The organism is Ralstonia sp. 25mfcol4.1 (genome assembly GCF_900104095.1).
GTDB lineage: Bacteria > Pseudomonadota > Gammaproteobacteria > Burkholderiales > Burkholderiaceae > Cupriavidus.
Window position 1 is genome coordinate 72,618 of sequence record NZ_FNJO01000013.1, and the last position, 18,865, is coordinate 91,482.

An 18,865-nucleotide genomic window follows, 5' to 3' on the forward strand; every position below is an offset into this window, starting at 1 on the left:
CTTGGCCAGTACCGAGGATCGCTTTTCGCCAAACCCGCCATTTCCACCGCATTCTCCTCATCGATGGCGGTCCAATTCAACCGACAGCATTGAAGGGGTAGGTCCGCGAAAGCGGTGCTGGTTCGCCGCGATCGTCCGCGGGCAGGTTGTTGGCGGCGACGGAGCGGTCTCCGCCGAGATCTTCACCAGACCGAAATGCGTCCGCAGCTCGGTTTTGCTTTCGTTTTCGCGTCTCCTGGTAGGCAGCGAAGCCCACTCCGGCACCAGCTGCTGCGATATACGCGATGAGTGGCAACGCCAGGTGAACTAGTTTCCCGTTGAACATGGTCTGCTCCTGCATTGTTCCCGGGATCAGCAGCATCGAAGCTGCTGATCTGCGGCATATCCCCATCAGCATGGAACATGCCACCCGCGGACAGCCAGGATCACCGGGCCGCCGTAATCACCACCGGTTATCGGAGACGGAAAATCCGGGCCGCTGCGCGACTGGCAGACGGCAATCACAGGTTGTCAAACACTTGCGGCTCCACCTGCTTTCTACAACGTCGGCAAAAAAGAAGCGCATCGGAAATGAGCGAAGGACTGAGGAGGGGTGACTTCCTCCTCAGCAGGGCATGCCGTTTTGCAGAACGCCGCAATGCACTCGCGGCAGGACGGTGCCTACAGGTGCATGCCGCCCGATACTTCGACCCGTTCGCCGGTCATCCAACCCAAACCTGACGACAGCAGAGCGGCCACAGCACCTCCAATGTCGTCGGGCTGGCCGACACGGCCCAGCGCGGTCACGCCGGCCACTGCGGCATTGACCTGTGGATTGTCACGCACCACGCCATTTCCGAAGTCGGTGGCGATGGCGCCGGGCGCAAGCGTATTCACCCGGATGCCGCGTGGCGCCAATTCGCTCGCCATGTACCGTGACAGCACCTCGACACCGCCCTTCATGGTCGCGTAGGTCGCCTTGCCCGGCGCGCAGAACCGAGCCAGCCCGCTGGAGACATTCAGAACCTGGGCGCCATCGACGAGCAGCGGCACCAGCGCCTGGGTCAGGAAGAACACGCCTTTCAGGTGGATGTTCATCAGGTTGTCGAACTCTGCTTCCGTGGTCTCCATGAACGGTACGTTCGAGCCATTGCCGGCGTTGTTCACCAAAGCGTGCAGGCCATCGCATTCAAAGTCCTGCGCCAGCGTGGCTTGCAAGGCCTGCGCGAAGCCTCGAAAGGTATCGCTCTTCCCGGTGTCGAGCTGCATGGCGATGGCCTTGCGACCCGTTTGCTGTACCGCCTCGACAGTCTGACGCGCTGCCTCGACTCGCTCGGCGTAAGTGATCACGACGTCCCATCCCTGGGCGACCAAGTGAAGGGCGGCGGACTTGCCGAGGCCCCGGCTGCCGCCGGTGATCAGAGCGATGCGGCGGTTAGGAGAGTGCGATGCGTTCATTTGTAGCTCCTGGATAGTTGGAAAAACAATCGAGTCCCGCTACTCTACTGATCGACATTCCCTGGATAAATCCTTGCAGAGCGACAACTTAGGTCGAATTTTTCGACCAATACCGATGCAGACTACCCTTCCCTCCACCACAGACCTACGGGTATTCATACTCGTCGCCCAGCTATCGAGCTTTACGCAGGCCGCACTCCGGCTTCAGGTGCCGCGGTCCACGGTGTCCACCTCGATCCTTCGGCTCGAAAAGCAGCTCGGGGCCCGGTTGCTTCAGCGGACGACCCGACAGGTGGTACTAACGCGGGAGGGCGAGGAACTACTCGGCCGCAGCGAGCGGTTGCTGGACGACTTTGAGGAGTTGGCCCAGCTGTTCCGCACCGACAATCAGCCGTTGCAGGGACTGCTGCGTGTGGATATGCCCCTGGGCATGGCAACCGGCGTGGTCATGACGACTTTGCCAAAGTTCATGGAACGCCATCCCCGCTTGCAGATCGATGTGTCGAGCACCGACCGGCGGGTCGATGTGGTCGCCGACGGCTTCGACTGCGTGGTACGCGCGGGGAGCGTGGTGGACGAAACCCTGGCTTGTCGGCCGCTTGGGCGGCTGGCCCTTGTCAATGTCGCAAGCCGCGAATACGTACAGGCTCACGGAACGCCGGACAGCCTTGCAGATCTTGACGAACACTGGCTCGTCAACTACGTGCCCAATCCCTCGACCACGGCGATTGCCTTTGAATACTGGGATGGTGTCAAAGTCGTCAGCGTACCCATGAAGCATCGGATAACGGTCAACAACAGTGCCGCGTACAGCGCCGCCTGTCGAGCCGGTTTCGGCGTTGCGCAAATCCCCACGGCAACTGCCACGCCAGATCTGCGCTCTGGCGTGCTAGTCGAAGTGATGAAGAAATATCCGCCCCCTCCCATGCCAATCAACCTGCTTTACCCCCATCGCCGCAACGTTCCGGCACGCGTGCGGAAATTTGGCGACTGGCTCGGCGAAGTGCTGGGGGCGACTTCCGCCTGAAGCGCCCGGAACGACCACGGCGCGCCGAGACACGGCTGCGTTGGCACCGTAGTCGTGTCCTCGCACCGCAGCCGCGCAGCACTCGCCAACTAAGGCGTGCGCGCGGCAGGCCGCTGGTCTTGAGCCGTGTTGGGCGCAGGATAGACTTCATCGCTGCGGGTAAATGACTCTCGCGGCGGCGGCGGCGTCGCGGTGGTATCCCTGGGAACGCCCTCGCATCCTCCCATCGTCGTGGCAAGCAGAGCAACGACCAAGCCGGTCGCCATACCGCGAAACCACGCGCGTCCAACGCCAGATCTCAGTGTGTCGAACATAGACCGGTTCCCAGAACACTTTTTTAAAGCATAGGTGTCTTCGGCTGGCGCGCAAAATAAGAAAAGCGGGTCGGCAATACCTCCGTCGGGCGTAGGCGACCGTTCAGTGCGATGGATCCTGCGTCCCAAGTGGTACGGGCTGTGTCAGCGTTTCAGGTCGAAGAATGCGGTCCAGCTCCTCTTTCGATAGCAAGCCCTTTCGCAGCACGATCTCATAGACGCTACCACCGGTGGCATGCGCCTCCTGCGCGACCGCGGTCGCATTGGCGTATCCGATGTATGGGTTCAGCGCCGTCACGATACCGATGGAATTCTCCACGATCGCGCGAAGCCTTTCCTCGTTCGCGGTAATGCCCTTGACACAACGTTCCGCGAGCGTCAGACAGCCATTCCGCAGGTGACTCACGCTTTTGAAGAGGCTGTGGGCAATGATGGGCTCGAACGCATTGAGTTGGAGTTGCCCAGCCTCCGCCGCAAAGGTCACGGTAACGTCATTACCAATGACTTCAAAGGCGATCTGATTGACGACCTCTGGAATAACCGGATTCACCTTGCCAGGCATGATGCTGGAACCGGCCTGCATCGGTGGCAGGTTAATCTCATTGAGGCCTGCCCGCGGACCGCTCGACAGAAGTCGCAGGTCGTTACACGTCTTCGATAGTTTCACCGCTACACGCTTGAGGACTCCCGAGAGTTGCACGAAGGCGCCGCAGTCTTGCGTTGCCTCGATCAGATTTGGCGCTGTCTGCAGCGGGATGCCAGTAATGTCCCGGAGCCGCTGCAATACGAGCGGCGCGTATGCAGGATGCGCGGTGATGCCGGTGCCGATCGCGGTGGCACCCAGATTGATTTCGCAGATGAGCATTGATGCTTCACGCAAACGCTGCTCGTCCTCACCCAACATCACCGCATACGTACTGAACTCCTGGCCCAGCGTCATCGGCACGGCGTCCTGCAGTTGGGTACGCCCCATCTTGATAATGTGCGCGAACTCCGCCGCCTTTGCTTCGAACGCGTTGCGCAGTGTGGCCATCGCGTCAATCAGTCCGGCAATACCAAACCAGGTGGCCACCTTGAGCGAACTCGGATAGACATCGTTGGTGCTTTGGCCAATGTTGACGTGCTCGTTGGGATGAAGATGCCCGTATTCGCCCTTATTGTGGCCAAGCAATTCCAGCGCGCGATTGGCGATGACCTCGTTGGCATTCATGTTCGTCGAGGTGCCAGCGCCGCCTTGAATGACGTCCACAACGAACTGGTCGTGCAGATGACCAGCGATGATTTCCTTGCAAGCACCCACGATCGCGTTGCATCGTGGCTCATCCAGGAGCCCCAACTCATGGTTCGCAAGGGCAGCCGCCTGCTTGATCGCCGCCAGCGCCTTGATTAACTCTGGGTAGATCGAAATGGGTGTGCCGGTGATAGGAAAATTTTCTACGGCCCGCAGGGTGTGGACGCCATAGTATGCATCCGAAGGCACTTCTTTATCCCCAATAAGGTCGTGTTCGGTGCGAAACGGTGTGTCGGCCATGGCTGGTCTCCCTCCGCGACATGCGTATCGTGAAGTGTATGAAGTTACATCGGCTTCGTGGGTCTTATGCAAAGAGAGTATGACGCCCACCACGACGGCCCCCGTTATGCAACCAGAACATCGGGTGTCAGACATCACCCCTGGTCCAAGGTGGATGCAACTGGCAGACGTGTCCGCGCAGAGAAGCGTACTATCTGCGAACGCCTGCCTGATGATTGGGCCGCGTCGGTGCAGGCATCTGAACGGCGCCCATCTTCGGAGATACCCCTCATGAGCAAGACGCTATTCTCTTCCCTGGTTATTGCCATCGCGGCGGCTGGCGCGACGCACGCTGTCTACGCACAACAGAAACCGGTTGACCCTTACACCCAGGGCGCCAAGACCGGAAAGCCTGATCCGTACACCGATGGCGCGAAAGCGGGAAAGTTCGATGCGTACACCGATGGCGCAAAGTCCTCAACGCGTTCCGATCTCGCTCCGAAGAAGGCTGACCCGTACACAGACGGAGCAAAAGTGGGTAAAGCCGATCCGTACACGGACGGCGCAAAGACCGGCAAACCCGATCCCTATACAGACGGCGCCAGGAAATAGTAGCCAGGCGGCATCGCCGGGCCTCATCACGTCTTCGAGCGCCCGGTTACGAGCACGCTGTCAAGCCAGGCAGCGCGGACACGTCCTTCGATACGAAGTCCGGTCGGTATCCGTCGTTACTATCGGTTAGTCGTCCGCAGGAATTCGCATATCGTTCAACGACGGGCAGCAGTATCGACATGCGGTATTCGTACTTCGCCACGCGTCCCGGATTGATTAGGCTGGGAGGTTCCATCGTGACGATCCTCGACGACATCCATGTCCCTACGCACTGGTCAATTGAGCCTGGGAGCCTTCCTCTACCCGTCTGGCCATCACATCGCCGCATGGCGGCATCCCCAGGCGCAGGCCGATGGCGGCACCGACCTGCGCTTCTATGCCGACCTGGCCCGCGCTGCAGAAGCCGCCAGGTTCGACCTGATCTTCCTTGCCGATGGCGTCGGTACGCGGGGAGACAACGTTGACTTCCTGAGCCGGGTGGCACACAACTACCAGGCGCAGTTCGAGCCGATCACGCTGCTGTCGGCGCTGTCGACCATCACGGAGCGAATCGGGCTGGTGGCAACCGCTTCGACTTCCTTCAACGAGCCGTACCATATCGCGCGTAAATTCGCCTCGCTCGACCACTTGTCCGGCGGCCGCGCCGGCTGGAACGTGGTGACGACGGGCAACGACCACGAGGCCCGCAATTTCAACCGCGACAACAACCTGCTGCATGCCGATCGCTACGCACGCGCCACCGAGTTTGTGGACGTTGTCACCGGCCTCTGGGACAGCTGGGAGGACGATGCCTTCGTGCGCGACAAGGCGGCCGGCATCTACTTCGAGCGTGAAAAGCGCCATGTCTTGCACCACAAGGGCGAGCACTTCCAGGTGCAAGGGCCGCTCAATGTCTCGCGGCCGCCGCAGGGACATCCGGTAGTGGTGCAGGCCGGATCGTCCGAGGCTGGCAAGGAGCTGGCCGCGCGTTGCGGCGAAGTCGTATTCACAGCCCAGCAAACGCTGGACGAGGCGGTCGCCTTCTATGCCGACCTCAAGTCGCGCCTGGCGCGCCACGGCCGGACAGCCGATGATCTCAAGATCATGCCGGGGGTATTCCCGGTCGTGGGTGCATCCCAGGCCGAGGCGCAGGAGAAGTTCGAGCAGTTGCAGGCGCTGATCGATCCCGTGGTGGGTCTGACGCTGGTGTCCAATCTGACCGGCGGCGTCGATCTGTCCGCCTATCCGCTTGATGGCCCGATTCCCGACCTTCCCGAAACCAATGGCACCAAGAGCCGCCAGCGGCTCGTGGTAGATCTGGCCCGCCGCGAGAACCTGTCCATCCGCCAGCTCTACCAGCGCGTAGCCGGCGCTCGCGGCCATTGGCAACTGGTGGGTACCCCAACGCAGATCGCCGACGCCCTCGAAGAGCGCTTCCGGCGCTACGGTGCCGATGGCTACAACATCATGGCACCGTACCTGCCAGGTGGACTGCACGACTTTATCCGTCTGGTGTTGCCGGAACTGCGCCGTCGAGGCCTGTTCCGCACCGAATACACCGGGAAGACGCTACGCGACCACCTGGGCCTGAAGCGGCCCCCGCACCCGGCGGCCGTCGCCCGGCAGGCGTCCGACGCTGCCATCGCCTGACACCCTTCGACTCTGCAACCCAACCATGCCCATCGACCTGTATGGCACGCTTTACCCGCGCCTGTTCTCGGAAGTCATTCCAGCGCAAGGGCCGGCCTTCGACACCGCACACATCGAGCAGCGCGCGATGGAGCACGAGGCGGCGGGCTTTGACGGCGTGTTACTGCCACACAATTCCGGCTGGGCCGACAACTTCCTGACGACCGCCCGCGCGGCCGGCGTGACAAAACGACTGAAGTTCCTGCTCGCGCATCGTCCGGGGTTCATCTCGCCCACACTGGCGGCCCGCAAGCTTGCCACGCTCGACCACTACACGGGCGGCCGGCTGCTGCTCCACATCATCACTGGCGGCCGTAACGCAGAGCAACGGCGCGACGGCGACTACCTCGAACATGACGAGCGCTACGCCCGTACGGACGAGTACCTTGAAATCCTCCGCAACGTCTGGACAAGTCACGAACCCTTCAGCCACGACGGTTCCTGCTACCGCTTCGAGAACGCATTCTCTGAACTCAAGCCCCTGCAGGCGTCCGGCATCCCAATCTCCTTCGGCGGTGCGTCGTCCCCAGCCATCGCCGTTGCCGCACGGCGCGCCGATATCTTCGCGCTGTGGGGGGAGTCGCTCGATGGCGCAAGGGAGCTGGCCGCCAGCGTGCTGGACGCGGCCCGCCCGTTGGGCCGTCGTCCGACATTCAGCATCTCCATTCGGGTGATCCTCGGTGCGACGGAAGACGAGGCGTGGCGGCGCGCGTACGAGATCGAGCGTCAGACCCGTGAAGTCGGGCTCTGGAGTCCCGCCTCCCCTGTCTTCGGCGGCCACACACCGCCGCCCGCCGCGGAGAATGAAGGCTCGCGACGTCTGCTTCGCCAGGTGGCCCAAGGGGACGTGCTGGACCAGCGGCTGTTCATGGGGGTGGCAAGGGCCACCAATGCGCCCGGCAACACCACCGCGATCGTCGGCACGCCTGCTCAGGTCGCGGACGCGCTGCTGGCGTACTACCGCGCCGGCATCGCCGGCTTCCTGTTCCGCGGTTTCGACCCACGCACCGATGCCGTCGAATTTGGCCGCGAGCTGATTCCCTTGCTGCGAGACGGCGCACGGCAGATTGACACGCAGCGGCAGGGTCACGCGGCCTGACCCCGGCGCCAGGCACTTATCACCGGAGCGGCTAACGACATGACGAATCGGCAGTTCCGGCGCTGCGGGTATCGACCTAGGATGACCGGTCTGCCTCCTTGCATCCACTCCTTCTCTGTCCCTTGCCGACTGTCATGCGTTTCCGTGTCTTCCCCGCGCCTGTGCGCGCCATCATCGCCGCGTCTGCCGCCATCGCCTCACTCCACGCCACGACCATGGAGGCGTTAGCACAGCAGGCCTTCCCGTCCAAGCCGATCACCTATGTGGTGCCCTATACGCCCGGCGGCACCAATGACAATGTCGCTCGCATCATCACCAAGCGTCTGGCCGAGAAAGCCGGGCAACCGGTGGTAATTGAGTACAAGGCCGGCGCCGGCGGCACGCTCGGCGCCGGCTTCGTGGCGACGTCCCCGGCAGACGGTTACACCCTGCTGAATACCTCGATCGGCAACGTGGCCATTGCGCCGCAGCTGGTGACCGTGAAGTTCGATCCATTCCACGACCTCGTGCCCGTGGCCTATATCGGCAACTCGCTGGCAACCGTTGCCATCAACCCTTCGCTGCCGATCCGGACGCTGCCCGAACTGATTGCCTATGCGCGCGCCAACCCCGGAAAGCTCACGTTTGCCAGTTCCGGCAACGGCACGCCTGGGCATCTGGCCGGCGAGTTGCTCAAGCGCCAGACCGGCATCGACATCCGTCACGTGCCCTACAAAGGCAGCGCGCCGGCCGTGGCCGACGTGGTAGCCGGCCATGTCGACCTCGTGTTCGACCCACTTAGCACGCAGTTCATCAAGCAGGGCAAGCTGCGGGCGCTGGCCTACTTCGGCGGCGCACGTTCGCCCGATCTTCCCAACGTGCCGAGCGTGCGTGAGGCGGGCGTCAAGGGCTGGGAGGATTCGCTGGCCGGCGCGTTCTTCATCACCGCGCCACGCAACGTGCCGCCGGAGGTGCTGGCGAAGCTGCGCCAGTGGATCGGCGAGATCCTGGCCGAACCCGACACTGTGGCAGCCCTGAGCCGCGTACAGGTGGACGTCCAGACGTTGACACCAGAGCAGACCGCGCAGCGCATCCGCCAGGTGCACGAGATTGCCGCACGTGTGGTCAAGGACGGCACCGTTCAAGGCAACTGACCGGACGCCATCATGAAACTTGGATTGTTCCTGCTGGCGGCCGGGCACCACGCGGCCGGATGGCGATACCCGGGCGCCGAATCTGGCACCGAGAACATTGACCTGGTCGTGCGCATGACCCAGGCCGCCGAACGCGCAAAGTTTGACATGGTGTTCTTCGGCGACCGGCTGCTTACGTCGGCCGACGCCCACCCGTCGATGATCACCCGCCCCGATCCCCTGGCCATGCTGGCCGCGTTGTCGATGGTGACCACGCATGTCGGGCTGGCCGCTACCGCCTCTACCACGTATAGCGAGCCGTTCAACCTGGCACGAACGCTGGCGACGGTCGACAAGCTGTCGCACGGCCGTGCCGCGTGGAACATCGTGACTACTTTTGCCGATGGATCGGTGAATTTCAGCCGTAGCCGCCATCCCGATCACGACGAACGCTATGCCATAGCTGAGGAGTTCGTTTCAGTGGTGAAGGGGCTCTGGCGCTCCTGGGACCCGCAGCCGTATGTCCAGGACAAGGCGCGCGGCATCTATATCGACGTCGGGAAAATGCACGCGCTGAACCACGAGGGGCAGCATTTCTCGGTGGCGGGCCCACTCAACGTCACAAACAGCGAGCAAGGCCAACCCGTGCTGATCCAGGCGGGCTCCTCCGGACCGGGACAGCAACTGGCCGCGCGTCATGCCGAGGTTGTCTTCACCGCGCAACAGGACATCGGCGCCGCACTTGCGTTCGCCACCGGCCTGCGCAAACAGGTGGCCGACACAGGACGTGATCCGCGCCATTGCCTGATCATGCCGGGCCTGATGCCGATCATCGGCGCAACCGAAGCCGAGGCGCACGACAAGCTCGCGCAATTGCAATCCTTCACCGACCAGTCGAATGCACTGGCCATCCTGGCCGAGCAACTGGCCGTTGACGTGTCGGGCTTCGCGCTCGACGCGCCGCTGCCGCCCTTGCCCACCGACGTCGTCGTGCATAGCCGCAGCGCGCTGCTGATCCGGCTGGCGCACGAGCGGGGCCTGACGCTGCGCCAGCTCTATCATCTGGTGGCCAGTGCGCGGGGCCATCAGATCGTCGTCGGCACAGCCGCGCAGGTGGCCGACCATATGGTCGAATGGGTACGTGCCGGCGCCGCCGATGGCTTCAACATCATGCCGGCCTACTTTCCCGGCGGCTTCGAGGACTTCACACGCGAGGTTGTGCCGATTCTGCAAGAGCGCGGTGCGTTCCGGCACGACTATGAAGGGCGCACGCTGCGGGATCATCTCGGACTACCGCTTCCCCCGGGACGATAACGACGCCGCCCTCAACCCAGCTTGCCATACCCCAGCCGGTGAGCGTCCAGCGCCATGGCGGCGATTGGCAGGTACGCCGCCGCAGTCGTCCGCACCACATCTTCCATATGAAGCCGCGTCCGCAGGTCAGCGTCATCGCGCAGCGCCTCGCGCAAGGCGACGCGCACCTGCCTGACAAGGGACGTGCGGGCGCGCCGCGAGGCAATGAAGGGCAGCCCGGGCACGGCCCGCGTCACGCCGATCTGGCGCATGCCCGCCACCAGTGCCGGATGATGCTCGGACGCGAATGCCAAGGTCACGCAATCAATGGCCGCCACATCGGCCCGGCCTTCTCCGACCGCCGCCAGCGATGCGAGATGCGAACCCGTGTGCACCACGTCGCCAAAAAATCGCCCGTCCCTGGCCAGCGGCGCAACCACGTGCCGCAGTGCGTTCATGCCGCTGTGCGAGTCGAGCCCGTTGCACGCGGCTCGCGCGCCCCGGCAGGCCTCGATCGTCGTGGGCCCATCGTCCGCACGCACGACGATCGCACTGCGGTAGGTCTGCCGATGGCAGCCGGACACCGCAAAACGCGGCGTGCCGATCAGCCGGACATGCGGGGCCAACCCGTGCACCAGCGGATACCCGCACGTCTGCGACAGCAGCAGGTCGTCGCGGCGCCAGAAGGCGTGCAGCGCATCGGCGCCTTCGCCGGGGTCTACCGCCGTGAGCTTCACCGGGGCCCGCGCGCGCGCCAGCAACTGGCCTACCCGGTCGATGAGCAGCAGCCAGTCGTCGCGCAACGACGCGGCGACGTTGTACATGGGCAGCGCCGCCACCCAGCGCTCAGGCCTTGCCATGATCGCCCGATGTCTCGATACGAAGCGCAAGCATGCCGTCGAACCGTGGATGAACGACAGGTGCCACCATGCGCCATGCATAACGCACAAGCCACTCGCGGTAGCCCCGGACAAAGAAACCATCGTTGCGCGCGAGGTAGTCGTGCGCCCTTCGGCGATAGACCCAGGCCAGCGCAAACCACGGCAGGTGTGGCAGATCGTGATGCACGAGGTGGAAGTTGTTGTTCAGGAACAGGAGGCGCCAGCCCAGGCCGGCGTCATTGATGACACTGCGCGATGCATCGGCTCCCGTCGCGCGATGCTCCTGGAAGGAACGGATCGCCGCCAGGGACAGCGCGGGATATGCAACGCCCGCCAGCATCAGCCAGGCCGGCATGCCGCAATCGCGCTGCAGCCACGCCAGCAATACCGTCAGGGCGGCCAGATGCGCCGCCCACACTGGGAGATCGCGCCAGTCTCCAGACCGTACCCGCCCGAGGGCATCGCCGACGACCGACGCGATGGAGAATGCCGGCTGCAGCAGGATGCGTCCGGCCATCGTATTGCGTGCCGTATAGAGGCGACGCAGGACCAGCGGCGCGGACCGCCATGCACCAAAGTCGAGGAAGTAGCTTTCAGGATCGGTATGCGGATGCGTGAGTTCGGCCTCATGGTGCTGCAGATGCGCCCGGCGGTATAGCGAATAGGGCAGCCATACCCCCAGCGGCGCCGCGCCAAGCAGCGCGTTCAGCCATGGCAGACGCGTCGGATGCCCGTGCAGCAGCTCGTGCTGCAGCGACAGGTACCACGTGGTGCACAGCGTCAGCAGTACGCAGGTCAGCGGCAGGCCGAGCTGCCTGGCATGGGTGGCCACGCCAAACCAGGAACCATACACGGCCGCGACGAGCATCCAGGTGGGCAGCTCGGTGCGCCACAGCCAATGCCGCGCCGCCTGCGCAAGTTCGAGGCGCTGCTGATCGTCGAGATAAGTGGTCATCGGCGCTGGGTCCGTGAAAGAGAGAGAACGACGCCGCAGCATACGGGCGCCGGTGCACGCTCAGGAACGAACAATTGCCGATAACGATATGTGCCGCGCCCGCTTCGCGTCACATACGTGGGCGCCTGCGACATTCACCGGATTTGCATAATCGGAATACTTCGTTGACGTACCGGGCGTCTCCGTCCACAACATGGCTTGTCGACAAACACGGAGCGCCTTGCCATGACCGATCTGCTCGACTGGTTCACGGCCATCTGCGCCGTGGTCCTTGTCTACGCCGCGCTGCGCCATCCGCTGTACCCGCCCCACAAGGACGGCGAACCCCCGAAGCGGCAGCCGCCCAGTTGACCGCGCAAGTCCGCCGCGCATATCGAAGTACGAAAAGATTTGTTCGTATCGGACGCTGCGCTCCATAAGCTGACTGATCCGCGACATTGCGCGATTCCTGCCGACATCGTGTCGGCAGGCGTGTCCGGACTCATACCTGCATCCATCATGCTGCGCCGCAGACTGCTCGACTCGTTGAAACTCGCACTGGCGGCGTTTGCCTACGCCACCTGCGCTACCCCGTCCATCGCCAACACGCCGGCCGATGGATTCCCGAACAAGACCGTGCGCATCGTCGTGCCGGTGGCCGCCGGCGGCAGCGCTGACAAGCTGGCCCGCACGTTGGCTCAGAAACTCAGCGAGCGGTGGCACCAGAGCGTGGTGGTCGAGAACGTATCCGGCGCCAGCGGCACGATTGGCGCAGGCCAGGTGGCCCGCGCCACGCCAGATGGCTATACGCTGCTGCTGGGCGGCGAAGGCGTGACGCTGAACGCGTCGCTGTTCAAGCGGCTGCCCTACGATACGCGCCATGCATTCCGGGGGGTGACCAAGGCCGTGGTCAGTCCCCAGGTGCTGGTGGTCCGGCCCGATCTGGGCGTGAAGACCTTTGGCGAATACCTGGCCCTCACAAAGCGCAAGCCGGGCGAGCTTGCGCTGGGACTGCCGGGCAATGGCGGTATCGCCCATGTCGCGCACGAAATGCTGTCGCGTCAACTTGGCATCGAGGTCAACTACATCCCCTATCCGGGCGGTGGCCCCGCCACGCTCGACCTGCTGGGCGGCCATATCGATGGCACGCTGATCACGTTGGCCGCAGTCACCGACTATGTGCGCAACGGGCGCCTGACCGCACTCGCCGTAACCACGCCCTATCGTTCGAAGGCGCTGCCGCAAGTGCCAACCATGGCCGAGGCCGGCGCGCCCGGCTTCGCCGTCGAAAGCTGGCAGGGCCTGCTGGCCCCGGCCGGTACGCCAACGGACGTGATCGAGCGTATCAACCGCGATGCCACGGCCGTGCTGGCGCAACCGGGCACCCACCAGCAACTTGAAGAAGCCGGCTTCGTCGTGGTGGCGTCTTCAGCGCAGGCACTCGACGACACGCTATCGAAAGACCTGCCGCGTTACGCGGCGGTCATCGCCTCGGCAGGCATCAAGCTGAACTAGCGCCAGCGCGACGCCCCTACTCTTTCCGCAGCAAACCTGCCCCTTGCCGTGCAGCGATGCCTATCTAGGGCATCGGCTGCCTGGCGCCAACTTCACCTGCACCATGACATCCGCCTACACCCTGCGCGCCATTGCCGCGCTCGCACTGACTCTCATCGCCACCCAGCCGGCACGGGCTGATGCCACCCTCGACAAGATCAAGCAGCGCGGCAAGGTTGCCATCGGCGTGCTGGTCAACGGAGGCCCATTTGGGTCGATCGATCCGGCCACCCAGCAACTGGTTGGCTGGAACCCCGAACTCGCCCGCGACCTGGCCAAACGCCTCGGGGTGGAAGCTGAACTCGTACAGGTCAATCCGTCGAACCGCGTGCAGTTCCTGCAGGCTGGCAAGGTAGACCTGCTGATTGCCTCGATGGAATACAACCCGGATCGTGGCGAACTGCTGTCCTACGCACCTACGCCGTTCTACCGCGTCGGCGGCACCGCTGCAGTGCTCAAGACCAGCGGCATCCATCAGTGGGAGGACCTGCGCGGCAAGACCGTATGCGCGTCGCAGGGCAGCAGCTTCGTGAAGCCGCTGCAGGAACAGTATGGCGCCCAGGTGCGTGGCTTCAAGACGGCATCCGAATCCCTGCTGGCGTTGCGCGGCGGCCAATGCGTGGCGGCCGTGCATGACGCCACGTTGATCCATCCGCTGCTGCGTTCCAATACCGAGTGGGCCGGCTATGCCGCACCGATTGCGACCGAAATCCTGCCGGCGCCATCGGTGGTCTGGGCGCGCAAGGGTGAGACGGATACGGTCGCCGCCGTCGACAAGGTGGTGCAGGAATGGCATCGCACCGGGTGGTTGATCGGCACCGAAAAGCGGCTCGGCATCACGCCGCCACAGCCGGTGCTGCCCGAACTGCAGGCAAAGTTCAAGGGCTGAGGGTAGGCACGCGATGAACAAGTACCTCGCATCGGCCGCCCTGCTGCTGGCCGGGCTCGCCACGACCCATGCCGCCTGGGCCGACGCCACGCTCGACAAGATTCGCCAGCGCGGCAAGCTGTCGGTTGGCATCGATGGCCCCAGCCCCCCGTTCGGCATCCTCGATACCGCTACCGGAAAGACTGGCGGCTACCAGACGGAACTGGCAGCCGACCTGGCGCGCCGTCTGGGCGTGCAACTGGAAACCGTGCCTGTGACGGCTTCCACGCGTGTGCAGTTCCTGCAGGCGGGCAAGGTCGACCTGCTGGTGGCGAACATTCAATGGACGCAGGAGCGCAGCGAAATCCTGAGCTTCGCCCCCACGCCTTACGACCTCGTCGGCGGCGCTGCCATGGTGTCCAGGCAAAGCGGCATCAAGCGCTGGGAGGACCTGCGCGGCAAGGTGGCCTGCGTCTCCCAGGGTAGCAACTTCGCCAAGCCGCTGGCCGAGCAATATGGCGCCATCGTCAAGGGCCTGCGCGGCATTCCCGAATCGCTGCTCGCGCTCAAGGGCGGCACTTGCGCGGCATCCGTGCATATCCAGCCCGCGCTGTACCAGACGCTGAACGGCCCCAACCGCGCAGAGTGGACCGCCTTTGCGCTGGCCACCGAAGACCAGCTGATTCCCTCGCCGACTGTCGTATGGACGCGACGCGGCGAGCAGGACACAGTGGCTTTCGTCGACAAGGCCATCCGGGACTGGCATCGCACGGGATTCCTGCTCGAACAGGCACGCAAGTTTGGCGTGCCGGAGAGCGCCTATATCCGGCCGGCGCACGATCACGCGCGTCAGGGCAAGTTCGATGTGGCGCCACAGGACTTCGCGGTCTTCAAAGAAGGCCGCAAGTCATGACCGCACCGACCATCCCGCTGTCCCAGCGTGCCCGCCGCGTCCGCTTGTCCCCGATTGCGGCGGCCGGGCAGCGAGCCGCCGCGCTGATCAGCCAGGGCCGTGACGTGCTGACGCTTACCTCCGGCGAGCCGGAATTCGACACCCCGCCAGCGATCCAGCAGGCCGCCATCGCCGCCATGGCACGCGGCGAGACGCGATACACGCCGACGCCGGGCACGCAGGCATTGCGTCGCGCCGTGGCCGAACGATTTCCCGCCGACCACGCGGTCCCCATCGCCCCGGCGGAAGTATTTGTCGCCAGCGGCGGCAAGCAGGTGATCTTCGATGCGTTCGCCGCCACGCTGGACGCCGGCGACGAAGTTATCGTTCCCGCACCCTACTGGTCCTCGTTTCCGGACATCGTGCGCGTCAACGACGGCAGCCCGGTCATCGTGCCCTGCGACCAGCAAAGCGGTTTCAAGCTGAGCGCGGGCGCGCTGGAAGCAGCCATCACGCCGCGCACGCGCTGGCTGATCCTGAATTCGCCGTCGAATCCTTCCGGCGCGGTGTACACGGAGGACGAGTTGCTGGCGCTTGCCGACGTGCTGCGTCGGCATCCGCACGTGCTGGTACTGCTCGACGAAATCTACGACCACATCCGCTTTGTCCCGCCTGGGCGGCATTGGCTGACGCTGGCGCCCGACTTGCGCGGGCGCTCGCTGATCCTCAACGGCGCTTCGAAGACCTATGCGATGACCGGCTGGCGCATCGGTTGGGGCATCGCACCGGCCGAACTGGTGCAGGCGATGACAGTGATCCAGTCGCAGGTCTCTTCGGGTGCCAACTCGATCGGACAGGCCGCCGCCGCGGCGGCCCTGCTGGCCAACGACCGCGCTTTCGTCGAGCAGGCCCGCGACGCTTATGCGCGCCGGGCCACGTTGACCGTCGCGGCAATCAACCGCGTCCCAGGTTTGCGCCTGTTGCCGCCCGAGGGGGCCTTCTTCGCCTACATCCACTGCGGCGGGCTGATCGGACAGTTGCGGCCCGACGGTCAGGTGCTGTCCGCCGACAGCGACGTGGTGGACTGGCTGCTGGACAGCGCGGGTGTCGCGGTGGTGGAAGGCGCCGCCTATGGGATGTCGCCGTACTTCCGCCTGTCGTTCGCCGCTGCGGACAACGTGCTTGAAGCGGCATTGCAGCGTATCGGGCAGGCCGTAGCGACACTGCGCCCCACGTCGGTGGAGGCGCGCCCATGATTGACGCCTGGATCGTTTCCGGAATCGCCGCGCTGAAGCCGCTGGGCCTGAACTACGCCTTCGTTCTCGACACTACCGAGCGTACTGCGTTCCTGCATGGACTGGTCGTCACGCTGCAACTGTGTGCGCTCACGATTCCGTGCAGCCTGCTGGCGGGCGCCGCCCTGGCGGCAATGCTCACCTCCGGCAACAAGGCCCTGGCTACGCCGGCACGCGCGTTCGTCGAACTGACCCGTAACACGCCCACGCTGGTGCAGCTCTATTGCGGCTTCCTGGTGCTGAACATGCTGATCACCCAGCATCTGAGCAGCCTGGGCAGCAGCAACCCCTTGACGCCGTTCTTCTGGGTGGTGGCCGTCGTATCGCTGCACAAGGCGGTGTTTCATGCCGAGGCCCTGCGCGCCGGCATCGAGGCCGTCCCGCGCGTCACGCTGGAGGCCGCGCGCTCGCTGGGGTTCTCGCACCGGCAACTGCTGCTGCAGGTGGAACTGCCGCTGGCCGTCCGTTTTGCGCTACCGGCACTGGTCAACAACCTCGTCGACCTGGTCAAGATGACGGCCGTCGCGTCGGCCATCGCCGTGGGCGATGTCACGTACGAATCGATCATGATCTGGACCCAGCGGGACAACGTGCTGGAGCTGCTCCTGTTGATCCTGGCGTTCTTCGGCGCGCTGACCTGGCTGGTCAGCCGCACGGGTCGCTGGCTGGAACTGCGTTTGAGGATGCCCGGCTATGGCCAGTAACCCGCTTGCCCTGCCCTCGCGCGCCGCGCCGCCCCCCCTCAGGCACGCCCTGGCCAGCCCCTGGGTGCTGGCCGCCCTGTGCGTGCTGGCCGTCGTCGGCTTCTGGAATGCCACCGGCAGCACCCCGGCCGCGTTCCGCAACCTGTGGACGTGGTCGCCCGCGCTGCTGCGCGGCATGTGGGCGAACATCGAGATCAGCATCCTGGCGATGGCCCTTGGCACACTTTCCGGCCTGGTGATCGGGGCGCTGTCGCTGTCTACCCATCGCTGGATACGCCACCTGGCACGACTATGGGTGCAGGCGTTTCGCAACGCCCCAATCCTGGTGCTGGTGTACTTCACCACCTATGTGTTTCCGTTCGAACTTCACATTGGCCAGTGGACGGTGCCGTTTCCGGACTGGATCAAGGTCGTGCTGGGGCTTGCCCTGCCTGCGAGCGCCAACGTGGCCGAGATATTCCGGGGTGCGATCCAGTCGATTCCCAGCGCGCAATGGGAGGCTGCCCAGTCGCTGGCGTTCCGGCGCAGCCAGATTTTCCGGCTGATTGTGCTGCCGCAGTGTCTGCGGCGCATGCTGCCACCGTGGATGAACCTTTACGCCAGCATCACCATGAGCACGTCGCTGGCCTCGCTGGTTGGCGTGCATGACGTGGTCGATACCGCCCAGGTGGCCAGCAATACCGTGGCCCGCACCGATTTCACGGTGCTGGTCTATTTCACGCTGCTGGCCCTGTTCTTTGCCTATTGCTATCCGATCGCGCGCGCCACGCGCGCGCTGGAGCGTCGTCATGACCGCCACTGATTCCTTCCTGCGCAACCGCCAGACGCTGGCGTCCGCCGACTCGCCCGTCAGACCGCTGGTCGCACTGCACGACGTGCACCTGACCTTCGGGGACAACACCGTGCTCCAGGGCATCGACGTCGAGGTGCGGCGCGGCGAGGCCGTGACCATCATCGGGCCATCCGGTTCCGGCAAGAGCACGATCCTGCGCTGCATCACCGGCCTGCTGCGACCGCAGCAGGGGCAGATCCGCGTTGGCGACACCGCCGTGGAAACGCTCCGCACTGAAGACGAACTGATTGCCCTGCGCAAGCGCGTGGGCTTCGTCTTCCAGCAGTACAACCTGTTTCCGCACCTGACCGTACTGGAGAACCTTGTCATCGCCCCCACCCGGGTCATCGGCCGCAGCCGGCGCGAGGCCGAGCAGGAAGCGCATGCGCTGCTGGGCAAAGTGCGGCTGTCCGACAAAGCGCACGCGTATCCGGGCGAACTGTCGGGCGGTCAGCAGCAGCGCGTGGCCATTGCCCGGGCGCTGGCGATGCGGCCCGAGCTGATCCTGTTCGACGAGGTGACGTCGGCGCTCGACCCCGAAACCGTCGGCGAAGTCCTGACCGTGATCCGCGAACTGGTGGAAGACGGCATGACGTGCGTGCTGGTTACCCACGAGATGCGCTTTGCCGCCGAGATCAGCGATCACATCTACTTCACCGAAGCGGGCCGAATCGTCGAGCATGGGCCGCCCGAGCAGATCTTCGGCAACCCCAGCCACGAGCGCACGCGAGCCTTCTTGCGCCGGGCACTGGGCGCCATTCCGCGCCTGCCCGCCGAATTCAACGCCGCGTTCGCGCCGGCACCCGCATCCAGTCAAGGCTGACAAGGAACAT

General features: G+C 64.5%; 19 protein-coding genes. 14 read left to right on the forward strand and 5 right to left on the reverse strand.

The annotated features are described in order from the left end of the window. Positions 1-76: 76 nt before the first annotated feature. On the reverse strand, positions 77-361 hold the full coding sequence (locus tag BLQ58_RS28910; RefSeq protein WP_139186146.1) for a hypothetical protein: 285 nt from the start codon (positions 359-361) through the stop codon (positions 77-79). A gap of 299 nt (positions 362-660) precedes the next feature. Continuing rightward, positions 661-1,437 carry an SDR family NAD(P)-dependent oxidoreductase gene (locus BLQ58_RS21325; RefSeq protein ID WP_092601862.1) on the reverse strand — a complete coding sequence of 259 codons (777 nt, stop codon included), beginning with the start codon at positions 1,435-1,437 and terminating at the stop codon, positions 661-663. 73 nt (positions 1,438-1,510) lie between these two features. Here BLQ58_RS21325 and BLQ58_RS21330 point away from each other — a divergent pair, with 73 nt between their 5' ends. Continuing rightward, positions 1,511-2,464 carry a LysR family transcriptional regulator gene (locus BLQ58_RS21330; protein WP_254776042.1) on the forward strand — a complete coding sequence of 318 codons (954 nt, stop codon included), beginning with the start codon at positions 1,511-1,513 and terminating at the stop codon, positions 2,462-2,464. A 417-nt stretch (positions 2,465-2,881) separates the two neighbouring features. Here the strand turns inward: BLQ58_RS21330 and aspA are convergent, their stop codons facing one another. Further along, entirely contained in the window at positions 2,882-4,309 is a 1,428-nt protein-coding gene (gene aspA / locus BLQ58_RS21335; protein WP_092601866.1) for an aspartate ammonia-lyase, read from the reverse strand. A 270-nt stretch (positions 4,310-4,579) separates the two neighbouring features. On the opposite strand from aspA, the gene BLQ58_RS21340 reads away from it, so the two are divergent. From BLQ58_RS21340 to BLQ58_RS21360, 5 genes are all read left to right on the forward strand, one after another. Further along, positions 4,580-4,900, forward strand: coding sequence for a hypothetical protein (locus tag BLQ58_RS21340; protein ID WP_092601868.1), 321 nt, complete (start codon positions 4,580-4,582; stop codon positions 4,898-4,900). 258 nt (positions 4,901-5,158) lie between these two features. Beyond that, the gene (locus BLQ58_RS21345; protein WP_092601870.1) at positions 5,159-6,529 is read left to right on the forward strand and encodes an LLM class flavin-dependent oxidoreductase; all 1,371 of its coding nucleotides are present in this window, start codon (positions 5,159-5,161) and stop codon (positions 6,527-6,529) included. 25 nt (positions 6,530-6,554) lie between these two features. After that, positions 6,555-7,667 carry an LLM class flavin-dependent oxidoreductase gene (locus BLQ58_RS21350; RefSeq protein WP_092601872.1) on the forward strand — a complete coding sequence of 371 codons (1,113 nt, stop codon included), beginning with the start codon at positions 6,555-6,557 and terminating at the stop codon, positions 7,665-7,667. Positions 7,668-7,801: 134 nt separating this feature from the next. Continuing rightward, positions 7,802-8,800, forward strand: a complete 999-nt coding sequence (locus tag BLQ58_RS21355; protein ID WP_254776043.1) for a Bug family tripartite tricarboxylate transporter substrate binding protein — start codon at positions 7,802-7,804, stop codon at positions 8,798-8,800. Between the two features lie 12 nt (positions 8,801-8,812). After that, positions 8,813-10,093: an LLM class flavin-dependent oxidoreductase gene (locus BLQ58_RS21360; protein ID WP_092601874.1), complete on the forward strand. Its 1,281-nt coding sequence runs from the start codon at positions 8,813-8,815 to the stop codon at positions 10,091-10,093. An 11-nt stretch (positions 10,094-10,104) separates the two neighbouring features. Here the strand turns inward: BLQ58_RS21360 and BLQ58_RS21365 are convergent, their stop codons facing one another. Together BLQ58_RS21365 and BLQ58_RS21370 are read right to left on the reverse strand one after the other, a co-directional pair. Then, positions 10,105-10,932 carry a phosphate/phosphite/phosphonate ABC transporter substrate-binding protein gene (locus BLQ58_RS21365; protein WP_254776044.1) on the reverse strand — a complete coding sequence of 276 codons (828 nt, stop codon included), beginning with the start codon at positions 10,930-10,932 and terminating at the stop codon, positions 10,105-10,107. Beyond that, complete coding sequence (locus BLQ58_RS21370; protein WP_092601878.1) at positions 10,919-11,908, reverse strand: fatty acid desaturase; 990 nt, start codon at positions 11,906-11,908, stop codon at positions 10,919-10,921. Before BLQ58_RS21370 ends, BLQ58_RS21365 begins: the two co-directional genes overlap by 14 nt. A 225-nt stretch (positions 11,909-12,133) precedes the next feature. Here BLQ58_RS21370 and BLQ58_RS29685 point away from each other — a divergent pair, with 225 nt between their 5' ends. From BLQ58_RS29685 to BLQ58_RS21405, 8 genes are all read left to right on the forward strand, one after another. Continuing rightward, complete coding sequence (locus tag BLQ58_RS29685; RefSeq protein ID WP_302847656.1) at positions 12,134-12,259, forward strand: hypothetical protein; 126 nt, start codon at positions 12,134-12,136, stop codon at positions 12,257-12,259. 147 nt (positions 12,260-12,406) lie between these two features. Further along, entirely contained in the window at positions 12,407-13,402 is a 996-nt protein-coding gene (locus BLQ58_RS21375) for a tripartite tricarboxylate transporter substrate binding protein (RefSeq protein WP_092601880.1), read from the forward strand. Between the two features lie 103 nt (positions 13,403-13,505). Continuing rightward, on the forward strand, positions 13,506-14,330 hold the full coding sequence (locus BLQ58_RS21380) for a transporter substrate-binding domain-containing protein (protein WP_092602030.1): 825 nt from the start codon (positions 13,506-13,508) through the stop codon (positions 14,328-14,330). Between the two features lie 13 nt (positions 14,331-14,343). Then, complete coding sequence (locus tag BLQ58_RS21385; RefSeq protein WP_092601882.1) at positions 14,344-15,222, forward strand: transporter substrate-binding domain-containing protein; 879 nt, start codon at positions 14,344-14,346, stop codon at positions 15,220-15,222. Continuing rightward, complete coding sequence (locus BLQ58_RS21390; protein ID WP_092601884.1) at positions 15,219-16,457, forward strand: aminotransferase class I/II-fold pyridoxal phosphate-dependent enzyme; 1,239 nt, start codon at positions 15,219-15,221, stop codon at positions 16,455-16,457. Before BLQ58_RS21385 ends, BLQ58_RS21390 begins: the two co-directional genes overlap by 4 nt. Next, positions 16,454-17,200, forward strand: coding sequence for an amino acid ABC transporter permease (locus BLQ58_RS21395; RefSeq protein WP_092601886.1), 747 nt, complete (start codon positions 16,454-16,456; stop codon positions 17,198-17,200). Before BLQ58_RS21390 ends, BLQ58_RS21395 begins: the two co-directional genes overlap by 4 nt. Continuing rightward, a complete protein-coding gene (locus BLQ58_RS21400; protein ID WP_092601888.1) occupies positions 17,190-18,002 on the forward strand; it encodes an amino acid ABC transporter permease in 813 nt (270 codons plus the stop codon). The genes BLQ58_RS21395 and BLQ58_RS21400 overlap by 11 nt, the downstream gene beginning before the upstream one ends. Next, on the forward strand, positions 17,989-18,855 hold the full coding sequence (locus BLQ58_RS21405; protein ID WP_092601890.1) for an amino acid ABC transporter ATP-binding protein: 867 nt from the start codon (positions 17,989-17,991) through the stop codon (positions 18,853-18,855). Before BLQ58_RS21400 ends, BLQ58_RS21405 begins: the two co-directional genes overlap by 14 nt. Positions 18,856-18,865: the final 10 nt, after the last annotated feature.

What these genes read in the sequence shown, in the direction of transcription:
- BLQ58_RS28910 (WP_139186146.1), bottom strand. Translation starts at nt 361, where the DNA reads ATGCTGCTGATCCCGGGAACAATGCAGGAGCAGACCATGTTCAACGGG.
- BLQ58_RS21325 (WP_092601862.1), bottom strand. Translation starts at nt 1,437, where the DNA reads ATGAACGCATCGCACTCTCCTAACCGCCGCATCGCTCTGATCACCGGC.
- aspA (WP_092601866.1), bottom strand. Translation starts at nt 4,309, where the DNA reads ATGGCCGACACACCGTTTCGCACCGAACACGACCTTATTGGGGATAAA.
- BLQ58_RS21340 (WP_092601868.1), top strand. Translation starts at nt 4,580, where the DNA reads ATGAGCAAGACGCTATTCTCTTCCCTGGTTATTGCCATCGCGGCGGCT.
- BLQ58_RS21345 (WP_092601870.1), top strand. Translation starts at nt 5,159, where the DNA reads ATGTCCCTACGCACTGGTCAATTGAGCCTGGGAGCCTTCCTCTACCCG.
- BLQ58_RS21350 (WP_092601872.1), top strand. Translation starts at nt 6,555, where the DNA reads ATGCCCATCGACCTGTATGGCACGCTTTACCCGCGCCTGTTCTCGGAA.
- BLQ58_RS21355 (WP_254776043.1), top strand. Translation starts at nt 7,802, where the DNA reads ATGCGTTTCCGTGTCTTCCCCGCGCCTGTGCGCGCCATCATCGCCGCG.
- BLQ58_RS21360 (WP_092601874.1), top strand. Translation starts at nt 8,813, where the DNA reads ATGAAACTTGGATTGTTCCTGCTGGCGGCCGGGCACCACGCGGCCGGA.
- BLQ58_RS21365 (WP_254776044.1), bottom strand. Translation starts at nt 10,932, where the DNA reads ATGGCAAGGCCTGAGCGCTGGGTGGCGGCGCTGCCCATGTACAACGTC.
- BLQ58_RS21370 (WP_092601878.1), bottom strand. Translation starts at nt 11,908, where the DNA reads ATGACCACTTATCTCGACGATCAGCAGCGCCTCGAACTTGCGCAGGCG.
- BLQ58_RS29685 (WP_302847656.1), top strand. Translation starts at nt 12,134, where the DNA reads ATGACCGATCTGCTCGACTGGTTCACGGCCATCTGCGCCGTGGTCCTT.
- BLQ58_RS21375 (WP_092601880.1), top strand. Translation starts at nt 12,407, where the DNA reads ATGCTGCGCCGCAGACTGCTCGACTCGTTGAAACTCGCACTGGCGGCG.
- BLQ58_RS21380 (WP_092602030.1), top strand. Translation starts at nt 13,506, where the DNA reads ATGACATCCGCCTACACCCTGCGCGCCATTGCCGCGCTCGCACTGACT.
- BLQ58_RS21385 (WP_092601882.1), top strand. Translation starts at nt 14,344, where the DNA reads ATGAACAAGTACCTCGCATCGGCCGCCCTGCTGCTGGCCGGGCTCGCC.
- BLQ58_RS21390 (WP_092601884.1), top strand. Translation starts at nt 15,219, where the DNA reads ATGACCGCACCGACCATCCCGCTGTCCCAGCGTGCCCGCCGCGTCCGC.
- BLQ58_RS21395 (WP_092601886.1), top strand. Translation starts at nt 16,454, where the DNA reads ATGATTGACGCCTGGATCGTTTCCGGAATCGCCGCGCTGAAGCCGCTG.
- BLQ58_RS21400 (WP_092601888.1), top strand. Translation starts at nt 17,190, where the DNA reads ATGGCCAGTAACCCGCTTGCCCTGCCCTCGCGCGCCGCGCCGCCCCCC.
- BLQ58_RS21405 (WP_092601890.1), top strand. Translation starts at nt 17,989, where the DNA reads ATGACCGCCACTGATTCCTTCCTGCGCAACCGCCAGACGCTGGCGTCC.